A 13,119-nucleotide genomic window follows, 5' to 3' on the forward strand; every position below is an offset into this window, starting at 1 on the left:
GGTCGGCCGAAAGGCGGAGAATTTCGAGGATGCGCGGCTGCGCTTCCGGCAGATGCAATATGCCCGAGCGTGGCATCCGGGATTGGTTACCAACTATATTTGACGCCCAGTCGGCCGATAAAGGCGTGATAGGACTGCGAGCCCCATTGCCAGCCGAGGTTGCTCCACCCCGTCCAGCCCTTGCGACCTTGCACGTCCAGGCCTAGCTTGACCTCATACCGATTGCTCGGGTAGAGGTCGCTCATGGTGATGCCGTTTAGCGCGATGTTGTTGTCAACCGAATCGTGCCACCAGTTCAACGTGATGTACGGCTGATAACGGTGACCCTTACCGTCGATCCACGTACGGTGCATGCGCACACCCAGCCGCGTAATGACGCCGTCCGAATCGGCACCGCCCACTTGCGTCCCGTTGGGCTCGGAGAATGTCCCCTGATATGAGCGAACGTAGATGACCTGCGCCTGCGGCTCAATCACCCAATCATGCGTAAAGCCCGGCAGCCATGCGTATCCGGTCTCCGCGGAAAGGGCTAACATCCTGGAGTTGTAACTGGCGGATGGCAGCAGCTCGCCGTTCACGTGATTGCTGAACCAGCCAAACTGGGCCCACAGGTCCGTGTACCAGCCGAGTCGCGACTTATCATTCTGAAACCAGGTGCCGTAGATTCCGACGTTCACGCCCTGCACATCGCTGTCGGCCGCGAAAGGGTTGCCCTTGGCGCGTCCGGTGCTCGAGCCCCAGTTGTAGCCGATCATGCCACCGAGGTGCGCGCGGTCGTCGCCGCGGAAGACCGACCACTGCGCAACGTCGCCGCCGAGCTGGAGCATCCACGCCGTGCTTTGGACGTCGAAGGTGCCATTGCTTGTGCGCGAGCCAATATCCTTGCCGACCAGGCGCACCCACCCCGAACCACGCTTTGCGTCGTCGTTCTCGAATGTCTGCTGTTCGGCCCACTGCGGCTCGCCCAGGCGATCATGCAGGCTGTGGACGAGGAAACCGGCGGCGAGGCGCTGGTTAGCCAGATATGCGCCGATCTCAGGGCGGAATAACGGGACAACGATATCAGGGTTCGGCGGCACGGGCGGGGGAGGCGGCTCCGGTTGCTGCTCACTGCGCAGATACCAGGCATTCGGGTTCGTGCCGTCGGCGCCGCCTCGGAAGAGCCGGTACTCGTAGACGCCTGCAACAGCGCGGCCGCTTTGCGTGAAGGAAGAAGTCCCGGTTGTGCCACCGTTCAAGACATCCACCACCAAAATCCCGTTCTGCGTCGTCAACGCACCTGGGCCACCAGCGTTGGTCACGCGAATCCCGGACGTGCCGGAGGCCGTGCCGCCGTTGATGATTAGCTTGTCCGACGCAGAGCCGTCCGTTCCAAGGAAGGTATTGATACCGAGCACGCCGCCATTGCCGGCGTAGTTCTGGGTGGTCAGGGTCTTGAAGGCGCCCGCCGCCGGCGCGGTGAACGCAACCGTCCCTGCATTGGAGACTTGCCGGGTCACCGTCGAGTTACCCGTCACGGACCATGTACTGGTCGGATCCACGTTCACGTTGGTAACGTTGAGCGCTGCGCCATTCCAATGTGAGGCTGTTTGCAGTGTGATATTCGCCGTTGCCGTGGCGTCGGCGAACGCGTCGCCGGTCAGCACACTCTGATTGCGAGCGACCACGTCAGCGACAGTCGCCTGTGGTGCGAGTGCACTGCCAATTGCCGTAAGCAAGCTGCCGCCACTGATCGTCGTGTTATCAGCCACGATGCTCGTGGGTCCTCCGGACGCGTAGATGCCTACCGCATCCGGAGCCTTCACGCTTCCACCGGTCACCATAACGCTGTTGGTCAAGGTGTTCGAAAAGTTCTGGGAAAAAATGCCGATTGTCGCGGAGCCGCTCGTCGTAACGTTACTGTTGGTCAGTGCGATGGCAGGCCCGACACCGCCGGTCACGTTTGCGCCGGTGATCAGATAGAGCCCGCCCCCACCCCCAGACACGTTTACGGTGGACCCTGTTGCGTTTACCGCACCGTTCTGATCAGCCGCTAGTCCGTAGCTGGCCGCACCTGTGCCGTTCACCATGCTGTTGGTGAGGTTGATTGTGTTGAGGCCAGAGATTGCGCGCGCGCCGGCATAGACGCCGAAGCCATTCGCGGCGTTCATGTTGATTGTCGTGTTGATCGCATCGATCCTGCTCGTGGAGAGAAGGGACGACTGGGATCCTGGCGTCGCCCTCAGCCCCGCAGGGGCGCTGGTGTTCACCGTGTTCAGGGCAGGCGTGGTAATGCCCGCAGCATTCACGAGTTGCGAAGCCGCTGACGACGTCACCGCGAAGGTGGAGGTGCCGGCGCGGTTGATCGTGATCGTTGCGTTCGAAAGGTCTACCCGCGAACTGGTGCCAGCGTTGCCAGCTCCCCCAGCACGGGGATCGCCGGAGAAGGCAACGACCCCTGTCCCCGCGTTCGCGCCGTCCACGACAAGACCACGGAACGTCGCCGTCGATCCGCCAAATGCCGCCACGCCAACGCTGCCGTTGATATAGGACTGGCCCGTTCCGGTGAGGTGAATCGTCAGTCCGTCGCCAATGGCCGCGTCAGCTTGCGGTGCCGCCTCAAGGACTATCCCCGTATTTCCCTGTCCATTGAGCGTCAACGTGGTTCCGGCAGGAAGCGAAAACGTTCCGCCGTTCTTCGCATAGACACCAACGCTTTGTGCGCCGTTGCTTATGATGGTGTTGTTCCCCTGCATGCTCAACGTGCTGCCCGTGCCGGCGGTGCCAAGCAGGATTGCGCCCAGCCGCGAGGTCGTGATCGCGGTATCGGTCAGCGAAACCCGCCCTCCGTCCTGGGCGACGGCACCGTAGCCCCCACCCGTTCCGGTTCCGGAATTATTGATAGTTAGCCCGCTTGCCGTGACGCTTGCAGCGCCCCCAAGGGCGACGACGGCCGTACCGAACGTCGATGTTGAAACGGTTACCCCTGGCAGTGCCAGGACCGCAGCAGGAGTCGTGGTCGAATTGACGAATAATCCATGGTCGCTAGTTGTCTGGATCTCGATCGGCCCCGCCGGAAAGCCCGCTGCGTTCGGGTCTAAGGTCAGTGTCCCGGCTGTCACGAGGGTGCCAGAACCAGCGCCAGATATCGTCACCTGCGTGTTCCCCACGATGGTCTGGTCGCCAGTGGATCCATTGTTGCTTACAGTTGCGGTGATCGTACCCGGGCCAACGGTTTGTGCCCACGTTGTCGCTTCACTCAAGGCTGTAAGCACACACACGAAAAGGCTGCGTGCCGCGCGTGGGCTCCGGCTACGCTGCATAGGAGTCCTCGATGGCGATTGCGGGGTGCCAGAGCAGGGGAATGAAGGGATGGATGTAGACCCAGCTCATTGGCTCGTGACTGGAATGGGCAGAGCCACATCCGGGCGCGCCAGCGACTTGGCGAACGCAGATTCCGCGTTGAGATAATCGTGTATCACTTTGCGCAAGATCTCGGCGGTGTCGCCGAGTAATGCAGCATTCCCGTCTTTGTTGACGTAGTGAACAGTCGCGAATCCACGCTGAGTGTCGTACAGCGCGACGATCAGGTGCCCAGAGTTCTCCGGGTCGGTCATCCGCCCCAGTATATATGGGCGATCATCGATCCGCAGCGGTAGCATTGCTGAAGCTGTCGTCGGTGGTGGCACGTCACCATGCGTCTGTCCGTTAGGGAGCTTATCTTTGACCCAGTCAGGGACTACTTCATTGCCATGGCGCAGGCTCAGGGAAAGCGCGTGGCGAAACGCTGGAGTTGTCGCGTAGACCTCGTCGAACAGCGGGCACTGAGAGGCTTCGCTGCACTGAATTGCCGTGTATGCGCCCCGGGGTGGGATCTGATTTTTGTCAGCCTGCTCGGCAGCAAGCAAAGGACTGACTAGCAGCAATGCCATGCACAAGGTGCCAATGCTTCCATGTAATGGCTCGAGCAGCATGTCGATGGTACTTGCCGGTTGGGTTAATCGATGTCCGCGGTGTTATTAAACAGTGCACCGCCAAAATCTTCGACTGTGAACCATTAAAACAGAAAGCAGGAGCGAAGCGTATTTAGTATTGTGATAAGCCGCAGTTAGAAGTTTCGACCCGCCACACCCCACCTGTCGCGCACGGCAGGACGTTACATTGAATGTGGTTGTTTTTTTGCTGCCGCGAATCAGGGAAAACTCAATAATGTCGTGGCGCATCCGTCAAGTGCGCTGCTTGACTGGGTTTGCCGGTTCACGACATATCCTCGATGGGATCTCGTTGCGAGCGAATCTCCTCGGGGCTCAGGACGATATAGCCCAGCGCCTTCAGCAACTGCACCGCCTCCAGCTCTGCGTCCAGATACACCGGCCGTTCCGGGCGGCGCGGGCGCGGCGCGGGGGGCAGCCACGCGGCGCTGGCTTGCACGGCGGGCGCTGCCTGGCCGTCAGACCATCGCGCGGTCAGGATGCGGCAATGCTCCAGGTTCGGCTTCCAGGCAACGTCCACGGCGGCATTGAACCTGGCGGTGCAAAGCCGCAAGCGCTTCAGCGCCTTCAGCCAGTTGATGAAGGCATCGCGCTCCGGTGGCTGGTAGCCCTTCAGCAAGGTAGCCAGGCTGTCCTGCGCAGTGGCGCTGTCGGCCGCCTGGTCGTCTTCGAGCAGGGCAAGCTCAAGCGCCACGTGCTGGCGGCCGTCCTGGTCATAGATTGCGCAGTCGGCGTCCAGCACGCCTTCGCGCAGCAGCTCGCACAGCAGTACCCAGGCCCTTGGATTCTTGTCGAACCGGCCTTCGAGGGTCGGGTCGATCTGGCTGAGGATCTCCGGGATGGTGCGCGCCTCGCCTGACTGGATGGCCAGGGCGAATGCCATCGCGTTGTCGGACGGCCTGGCACCGCTTGCCAGCATCTGCAATGACGTTTCCCAGAGTTCGCGGATTTCTGCCGCGGTATCCACGGCATGCATCCATGCATAGTCCTCCAGCGCCGCGCACAGCCTGCGCGCGGGCCTGGCCAGCTGGCCGGCCAGCGTCCTGATAAAACCCGTGCAATTTGCGCAGCGGCATTCCAGGCGGCCCGCATGCAGGAAACCGGCGTACAGCCGTTCCTGGTGTCCGCAGTGTGTGCATTCGAGTGAAAAGCCGCCTTGCCGTGCCGGCCGCTGCGAGGCCAGCAGCCCGTCGACCTGATAGTGCGCCAGTCCGTCGCAGCACGGGCAGATCCATTGCAGCTTGTGTGCGCCGTCCCGAGGCCGCGCGGCCCGGTCGAACTGGCGCTCGATGGCGCTGCGCGGAATCCCCTGCGCGCGCCCGACCACGTCTGCGCTGTAGCGCCAATAGCAGTATGAGTGGGCGGCAGCGGCCACCTCCGGAGAGAGGCGCTGCAGATCCGGCAGCAGGCGGGGGCTGCGCCGGATCTCGTCGGCCATCGCATCGATCAGCGCTGGCCCGTCCGACATCACCGCCTCAAGGGCGGCGCGGCTCTGTTCCAGGAAATCGGGCACGAAGACCCGGCGGATGTAGTCCTCGTTCTCGAGCCAGAACAAGTGGCCGGGGAGGGCTTCCAGTACATCAACCCCTTCCCTGACTTCCGACATGCCGGCGCAGGCGAGAAACGTGAACGGCTTACTGAACAGGAAGGCGTCTGTCATGTTGTCGTCAACGGAGAATCTCGCCCACGAGCTGGCAATATGCCTCGTGTGCGATGGTTCACCACCCCGTGACTCGGCCAGGCAAGCGCACGGAAAGCGCAATCCTGATGGCGCTTTCCGTTCCGGGGACTTCCCCCTTCTTGTTTTCAGATCCGTCGGACCTGTGCGGATTTTGCATCTGCCGCATTGGACAGCATAGGCGAACCTGACGGCTCGTTACAGAGGAATTCCTTTACTTGACGTCCTCGTCCTACGGCCAGGGAGACAGCCGGGGCGCTGTTGCCATCCTGATTCAATTGCTTTAGGGCCCGCCTGGCCTTGTCCTCGCAATCTTCACCCTCCCTGTTGCCGTTGATCTCGTCGATCAGTGCGACGAGGCGGTGCTTGCTCTGCGCCAGACGCTGCTCCAGCAGCTCGATCTCATCGACCTTGCGCCGCAGGGCCTGGAGCAATTGGTCATGCGGCCACTTCTCCAGGTCCGGAGGCAGGATGGCTCGAATCTCTTCCAGAGAGAAGCCCGAGCCTTGCGCACACATGAGGTTCTCCAGCCTGGTCAACGTTTCCGGCGCGTATTCGCGATAGTCGTTGGCTTGCCGCTGCGCGCCGGCTCGAGCAGGCCGCTCGCCTCATAAAACCGGATGCGTGAGGCGGAAACGCCACTCAATCGAGCCAGTTCCGCATTCTCCGGGGGCTTGATCTTAAAGTCGACTTTAAGCTTAAAGTCGGGCTCTGGTCACCTGGAAGAACAAGACGCTGGGCTCGCGCCGATTTGTATTCGGGTCCTTCGGCACACGGCTGGCCAGCCTGATGCTTCTGTTCGAGGAGGTGACCTTTGAACGTGTAGACGTCCGTCTGGCCAGCTACCTCCTGCAAGCTGGGGATGGGGAACTGAATGCGACCCACCAGATGATAGCTACCGAGTTGGGATCGGCACGAGAAGTCATCAGTCGCCACCTCAAGGAGTTCGAGCGACGGGGATGGCTGGAAATGCAGCGGGGCAGAATCCGCGTGCGGAATCGCCACGTACTGGAACAACTGGCGCGCCGATTGTGACCAAGTCACAGACATGCAGGGCGATCTGGCCCACGATCTATGTGTTTGCATAGATACAGGAGCAAAAGATGTCGTTCTGCAAAAACCTGAGTGGAGTGGATCGGACAATTCGGATTGTCGCTGGCATAGCGTTGTTGATGCTGGTCTTCTTTGGGCCAAAGGTGCCTTGGGGCTGGATCGGGCTGGTCCCTCTCATCACTGGCCTCGTCGGCTTTTGCCCGGTCTACACAATCTTTGGGAGGCGCAGCAAGTAGGGGGTCGACCAACGCTGGTCATGCCTGGTGAGCGGTACGTCGGGGAGGAATGCCAGCCAACGGGTTCCCCGATTGTGATGCCACCTTGCGCACCGCCTACGCTTGCAACGCTACCGTCGACCAGACGGGTGCACCAGTCACTGCACTTGCAGGGGACCATCACTATCCGGAAGGGACAATCCTGGATCGAGGCAGCATGTCAATCGGAATCCGTGGCAGAATACGTAGCATGTCCCGCGCATACGCTCCCGCATTGCTGATTATTCGCGCCATCCGGTTTTTCGGTGGGTAGCGCGCGACTGGCCAGAGTGCAAAACCCGCCCCGGTGGCGGGTTTTTTGTTGCCCGCTTCAGTGGCTCTCATTCAGGAGGAACCCATTGATGTCAGCGCACGAACTCACCCAGATCATCAAGGCCGCCGACGCTGCGATCACGGCAGAGGATTTTGATACGCTAATGGCAATCTATGCCGACGACGCGATGCTCGTTGTCAAGCCGGGCATGATTGCAAGGGGCAAGGAGCAGATTCGCCGTGCATTCGTCGCGATCGCCGAGCACTTCAATCACAGCATGACTGTCAGTCAGGGCGAGACGGTCGTGCTGGAGAATGGTGATACGGCTCTTGTGATTATGGAGACCGTACTCAACTCACTCGATGCAGCGGGTGCTGCCGTCGCAACGACCAGACGTGCGACGTACGTTTTCCGGAAGGGGCCAGAGGACAATTGGCTCTGCGCGATTGACAATTCATACGGGACCGATTTGCTTGATGCGGAATTGCCGTCGGTGAACTGAGTCGAGGGCCGGCCGGCTGGCGTTTGATCGACTGCTGCTGGCTGGAAAGTGACCTCTGTTTGCCGCGAGCCGGGCGTCGCTTCCCGACCCATCTCCGCCGTTGCGAGTACCGGAAGACGAATGGCCGCTTCCGAAGTACAACCGACATCGCCCCCTTATCGTGATCAGCAGGTCTTCGGACGAAGCGAACGTACACCGGACTGCAAAATGTTCGATACCCTATGGCAGTCGCGACACTGCGGATTTTCGTTCCTTCACCCGAATCCGCGTAGCTCTTTTCCGACCAGGCACTATCATGTGGCCATCTTAATGATGACGTGGAGCCAGAAATCAAATCAGGAAAATCTATCCCGCCATCTGCTCTGGATCGGCTGGGCAACGTTGACTTCCATACCCTATTTGCGCTTGCAGCCCTGTTACGGGGGCGAAGCGTATCGCGCGCGGCGGCCCAGATGGAAGTCTCACAGCCGGCTATGAGTCGAACCCTCGACCGTCTGCGCATCGTATTCCAGGATGCCCTGCTGGTGCGTGAGGGAAACCATATGCTGCTGACTGCGCGTGGCAAGGAGTTGCTGCCGATCGTGGAAAAACTGCTGGAAACGACGGCTCAGTTGGCCAGCGTCAATGCGCCTTTTGATGCCGCCACCCACGTGCGACATTTCTCACTGGCCTGCAATGAGCATATCCAGCTCTCGCTTGCCCCTTCCTTGCTGACCGCGCTGCGCACCGCCGCCCCTTCCATCACGGCGCAATTCAGTCCATTGCATCGGAGCGGCGCAGTCGATGCGTTGGCAAGCGGCGAACTCGATCTCTGCATTGGCTCGGCCATCCCCTCCGCGCCCGGAATTCACACTTCGCTGCTTTACTCCGAGGCGTTCGTTTGTGTAATGCGAAAGCCGCGCCACACCGGAGAAAAGGTGCGGATCAGCCTGAAGGACTTCTGCGCTCTGCCGCACCTGGATGTCTCGCCAACCGGTCTGACCCTGCTGGGTGAACTGATCAACCGAACTATCCGCAAGCAAGGCGGCTCACGGCAAGTGGTGTACACCATTTCCAGCTTCATGGCGGCGCCGCAGATCGTCAGCGAGACCGACATGATCTGCGCCATCCCTGCCAGGACGGCCAGGCGGCTGGCGTTGCCCGACAACGTCGTCGTGGCCGAGCTTGCTTTTGAGGCGCCTGCCACGGATGTTTCCATGTTCTGGCACAACCTCACCCACCGCGATGCAGCCTGCGATTGGCTGCGAGCCGAGATCAGGCGCGCACTCCCCGCCCGATAAGGGCCACCTGGTCATACCAGTAGTGGTATGACTGATATAGACCCACCGCGATTGGTGTCATGTCTATGGTTGCCTATTCTGCAGCCATGCGGGCCAGACAGAGCTCGCCCTCGATAAGTTAGCGTGGAGACAAGATGAACAGACGCACCTCCCTGCGCCTTGCCGCAGCGGCCTCGCTGCTCTCGCTGGCATTGCCTTTCAGCGCTGGCGCATACCCTGACAAGCCAATCCGCCTAGTAGTGTCCTTCCCGCCCGGCAGCGGCGCCGATACCACCGCGCGCTATGTCGCACAGAAGCTCGGTGAGCGGCTGGGTAAGCCGGTGGTGGTGGAGAACCGGCCCGGTGCCAACAGCTTCATTGCCGCCCAGGCCGTGGCCGGTGCTGACCCCGACGGCCACACGATCTTCCTGGCCAGCAATTCGCCGATGGCGACCAATGTTGCCATCTTCAAGCGTTTTCCCTACGACCCCGTGAAAGACTTCGCACCGGTGGCTCGGCTGACGCGTGGCGTGATGGCGGTGGTGGTGCCGGCCTCTTCGGGTGCGAAAACTATCGGTGAGTTGGCAGAGCGCAGCCGGGCCCAGCCTGGCACGCTCAACTACGGCGCCGGTGCGGCCTCGTACCAGATTGCCACCGAACTCTTCCTTCACCTTGCGGGTGGCCGCGCTACGCCCGTGCCTTACAAGGGTGTGGCGCCAGCTTTGTCGGACCTTGCCGGCGGCCAACTCGATTTTGCCTTTGCCGACCTCGGCGCCGTTGTTCCCTTCCTGCAGTCCGGCAAGGTTCGCATGCTGGCCGTGAGTGCCGACCGGCGCGTCGATGCCTTCCCCAAGGTGCCGACGCTGCAGGAGTCGGGCTTCCGAGATTACTACATGATCAACTGGACTGCGGCCTTCGTGCCGGCTCGTACGCCGGCGCCCATCGTCAATCTCCTTGGCGAGCATCTGCAGGCGATCTACCGCTTGCCCGAAGGCGTGGCAAAGGTGCGGCAATCCTATGGCGAGCCGTTTCTTGGCGATGCCAATGAGCTCAGACGCTTCCAAATTGAGGAAATCAGCCGCTGGGAGCAGGCAGCCCGGCAGGCCGGAATGCAGAAACAGTGAGATCCATACCATGACGACGAACCCGACCACGAGTGTGACCAATGACCTTCCGGCGCGCGACCTTCCGCTGGCAGGCCTGACCGTGCTTGACCTGGGCCAGATCTACCAGGGACCTTATTGCGGCTTCCTTCTGGCGATGGCGGGTGCCGATGTGATCAAGATCGAGCCGCCACATGGAGAGCCGGTGCGGTCGCGTCGCGAGTCGCTGTTGCCCCTGGCCATGCTCAATTCCAACAAGCGTGGCATCACGCTGAATTTCAAGACCGAGCAAGGCCGCAGCGTCTTTCGCGACCTGGTGGCCAAGGCAGACGTAGTGCTGGAGAACTTCATGCCGGGCGTGATGGAACGCCTCGGCCTCGGCGCCGAGGCGCTGCTGGAGATCAATCCTCGCCTGATCTACGCGTCTGCCTCGGGCTACGGCACCAGCGGGCCGAATCGCGATCATCTCGCCATGGACCTGACCATTCAGGCCATGAGCGGGGCGATGCACGTGACCGGCTATGCCGATCGCCCCCCGGTCAAGGCAGGGCCGGCCATCAGCGATTTCCTGGGTGGTATCCACCTCTATGGCGCCATCGTCACAGCCTTGCTGGAGCGCGAACGGACCGGCCGCGGACGAATTGCCGAAATCGCCATGCAGGACGCGATGTATCCCACGCTGGCCTCAAATCTGACGCTGTACTACGAGGACCCGGAGCGCAATCCGCGCACCGGGAACAAGCACGGGGCGCTCGCCATGGCGCCTTACAACAGCTATTTGGCAAAGGACGGCTACATCGCCATCATCTGTGTCACCGAAGGCCATTGGCCGGCGCTATGCGAAGCGATGGGGCGCCCCGAACTGGGTAGGCAGGAACGCTACGCAACACACACCTTGCGTTGCGAGGTGATGAGCGAAGTGGACGAATTTGTCACATCCTGGACGTCGAACCTGACCCGAGCCGAGATCATGGCGGCGAGCCAGGCTTATCGCTTTCCCTGCGCGCCAGTACGCACGCTCGATGAGGTGGTACACGACCGCCATATGCACGAGCGCGGCATGCTGAGCTATGTTGATCATCCCGAGTTGGGCGAGGTGGTACTGCCCAACAGCCCTCTGCGCTTTCATCAGTCTGCGCCGCGGGTGCTAAAGCCCAACCCGGGCCTGGGCGAGCACAACAACGCGGTGCTGAGCGAGCTGCTCGGCCTGTCCGCCGCCGCGATCGACACCCTGCGCCAGCAAGGCGCGTTCTGAAGTGAAAACCGGCCGTCTGCCAATAGAGACTTCCAGTCATGTCTGATTTCGTCCAGACTGTCCATGAGGATGGCATTGCCATCCTCACGCTGAATCGCCCCCAGAACCGCAATGCCATTGCAGACGACGCCAGCATCCAGGCGATCGTCACGGCACTTGCGGAGATCTCCGCCGATACGACCCTGCGCGCGGCCATTCTGACCGGCGCCGGGCCCGCGTTCTGCGCCGGCGGCAGCCTGCAATCGCTGGGTCAGCTCGCAGCGGGTGAGCCGCTCGTCAACGAACAGCGCTACCGCACTGGCATCCAGCGCATTCCGCGTGCCTTCCAGCAAATCGACATACCGGTGATCGCCGCGGTCAACGGCCCCGCCATTGGTGCCGGACTGGACCTCGCCTGCATGTGCGATATCCGCATTGCCTCGACCCGCGCTACCTTTGCCGAGAGTTTCGTCAAGCTTGGCCTGGTAGCGGGCGACGGCGGCGCCTGGTTGCTGGCACGAATCCTGCCGTTGGCGCGCGCGTATGAAATGGCGCTCACCGGCAACGCCATCGATGCGCAGCAGGCAATGGAATGGGGTCTCGTGTCGCGCCTGGCCGAGCCTGAAGCACTGATGGAGACTGCGCTGACGCTTGCGCGTGCGATCGCTGCGAACCCGGGGCACGCAGTCAGGATGACAAAACGCCTGGTGGAGGCGTCCCTGCTCAACACGCTCGACGCCGTGCTCGACCTCTCCGCCAGCATGCAGGCGCTGGCGCATACGACCGAAGCGCACCGCCAGGCACTGCGCTTGCTGACGGAACGCGTGGGGAGCAAATCATGAGCGTGGCCAGCCCGATCCCCACCGAGAGCATACGCTGCGAAGTGGCGGACCAGATTGCCGTCATCACCCTCAACCGGCCGGACCAGCTCAACGCCTGGAACGCCGAAATGGAAGCGGGACTGCGCGCAGCGCTCGAGCGCTGCCGGGACGACCGCGAGGTCCGTGTGATCGTGCTGACGGGGGCCGGCAAGGCCTTCTGTGCCGGCGCCGATCTGTCGGCGGCGCGCGCGCGGCTAACAGCGTCCGGCCCGCAATGCGCCGTTGGCACGGCGGCTCCCATGCCTGACGATGCCACCGCCAGGAAAGACTTTGACCAGCGCTACAGCTATCTGCTGGCCATCGGCAAGCCCATCATCTGCGCCCTGAACGGCGCCGCAGCCGGGGTTGGCCTTGTGCTCGCACTCTATTGCGATATCCGCTACGCCAGTCACGACGCGCGACTGGTGCCGGCGTTCGTGCGGCGTGGGCTGGCCGCCGAGCACGGCATTGCCTGGATCCTGCCCAGGCTGATCGGCTTGTCACGTGCGCTCGAGTGGCTAATGTGCGGCAGGTCAATGACCGCTCAGGAGGCCGATCAGGCCGGTCTGGTTTCCGCGGTGCTCGAAGCCGATGGATTCCTGCCGGCGGTGCTCGAACGTGCCGCTACTTTGGCGACGCTATGCTCGCCCAGCGCAATGGCGGCGGCCAAGCGGCAATCGTACCTCGCGCTTGGCCAGACGCTAGGTGAAAGCGTGGCGCTGGCTGAGCGCGAGATCGCGGCTTCATTGCAGGGCAGCGACTTCCGTGAGGGGGTGGCGGCCTTCCTCGACAAACGACAGCCTTCGTTCCTGGGACTGGGGCGCTGAGCGGCTTGCCTGCGCGTGCGCAGCTAGCATAAGCCTGAACGTCCGGTACGGGATGCGGAGCGGGCATTGAGCTGCCTGGACGCAAGCGTTGGCCGATGTCCGAA

Annotated in this window: 11 protein-coding genes and 1 pseudogene; 8 read left to right on the plus strand and 4 right to left on the minus strand. The window is 62.0% G+C overall.

All coding sequences use genetic code 11. From position 1 onward, the window contains the following. Window positions 1–86: 86 nt before the first annotated feature. The 4 genes and pseudogenes from AC3WLF_RS12995 to AC3WLF_RS13010 all read right to left on the minus strand — a co-directional run. Window positions 87–3,149: an autotransporter family protein gene (locus AC3WLF_RS12995; protein ID WP_492358332.1), complete on the minus strand. Its 3,063-nt coding sequence runs from the start codon at window positions 3,147–3,149 to the stop codon at window positions 87–89. Between the two features lie 219 nt (window positions 3,150–3,368). Then, complete coding sequence (locus AC3WLF_RS13000) at window positions 3,369–3,953, minus strand: hypothetical protein (RefSeq protein WP_492318061.1); 585 nt, start codon at window positions 3,951–3,953, stop codon at window positions 3,369–3,371. Between the two features lie 283 nt (window positions 3,954–4,236). Then, window positions 4,237–5,631, minus strand: coding sequence for a hypothetical protein (locus AC3WLF_RS13005; protein ID WP_492351482.1), 1,395 nt, complete (start codon window positions 5,629–5,631; stop codon window positions 4,237–4,239). A 242-nt stretch (window positions 5,632–5,873) separates the two neighbouring features. Next, window positions 5,874–6,328: pseudogene (locus AC3WLF_RS13010) on the minus strand (MerR family transcriptional regulator); the annotation flags it as partial. Between the two features lie 110 nt (window positions 6,329–6,438). On the opposite strand from AC3WLF_RS13010, the gene AC3WLF_RS13015 reads away from it, so the two are divergent. The 8 genes from AC3WLF_RS13015 (at window position 6,439) to AC3WLF_RS13050 (ending at window position 13,015) form a co-directional block, all read left to right on the plus strand. Then, the gene (locus AC3WLF_RS13015; RefSeq protein ID WP_492318059.1) at window positions 6,439–6,684 is read left to right on the plus strand and encodes a Crp/Fnr family transcriptional regulator; all 246 of its coding nucleotides are present in this window, start codon (window positions 6,439–6,441) and stop codon (window positions 6,682–6,684) included. Between the two features lie 68 nt (window positions 6,685–6,752). Next, the gene (locus AC3WLF_RS13020; protein WP_492318058.1) at window positions 6,753–6,938 is read left to right on the plus strand and encodes a YgaP family membrane protein; all 186 of its coding nucleotides are present in this window, start codon (window positions 6,753–6,755) and stop codon (window positions 6,936–6,938) included. Window positions 6,939–7,318: 380 nt separating this feature from the next. Then, the gene (locus AC3WLF_RS13025) at window positions 7,319–7,732 is read left to right on the plus strand and encodes a YybH family protein (RefSeq protein ID WP_492318057.1); all 414 of its coding nucleotides are present in this window, start codon (window positions 7,319–7,321) and stop codon (window positions 7,730–7,732) included. 317 nt (window positions 7,733–8,049) lie between these two features. Continuing rightward, a complete protein-coding gene (locus AC3WLF_RS13030) occupies window positions 8,050–9,012 on the plus strand; it encodes a LysR family transcriptional regulator (protein WP_492358333.1) in 963 nt (320 codons plus the stop codon). 134 nt (window positions 9,013–9,146) lie between these two features. Beyond that, complete coding sequence (locus AC3WLF_RS13035) at window positions 9,147–10,115, plus strand: Bug family tripartite tricarboxylate transporter substrate binding protein (RefSeq protein ID WP_492358334.1); 969 nt, start codon at window positions 9,147–9,149, stop codon at window positions 10,113–10,115. 10 nt (window positions 10,116–10,125) lie between these two features. Beyond that, window positions 10,126–11,349 (plus strand): CaiB/BaiF CoA transferase family protein, encoded by a 1,224-nt coding sequence (locus AC3WLF_RS13040; protein ID WP_492358335.1) that lies wholly within the window; start codon window positions 10,126–10,128, stop codon window positions 11,347–11,349. A gap of 38 nt (window positions 11,350–11,387) precedes the next feature. After that, window positions 11,388–12,170 carry an enoyl-CoA hydratase-related protein gene (locus AC3WLF_RS13045; protein WP_492358336.1) on the plus strand — a complete coding sequence of 261 codons (783 nt, stop codon included), beginning with the start codon at window positions 11,388–11,390 and terminating at the stop codon, window positions 12,168–12,170. Then, window positions 12,167–13,015, plus strand: coding sequence for an enoyl-CoA hydratase-related protein (locus AC3WLF_RS13050; RefSeq protein ID WP_492358337.1), 849 nt, complete (start codon window positions 12,167–12,169; stop codon window positions 13,013–13,015). The genes AC3WLF_RS13045 and AC3WLF_RS13050 overlap by 4 nt, the downstream gene beginning before the upstream one ends. The last annotated feature ends 104 nt before the right edge of the window (window positions 13,016–13,119 follow it).

Source organism: Cupriavidus sp. FW306-01-F10A (assembly GCF_058782785.1).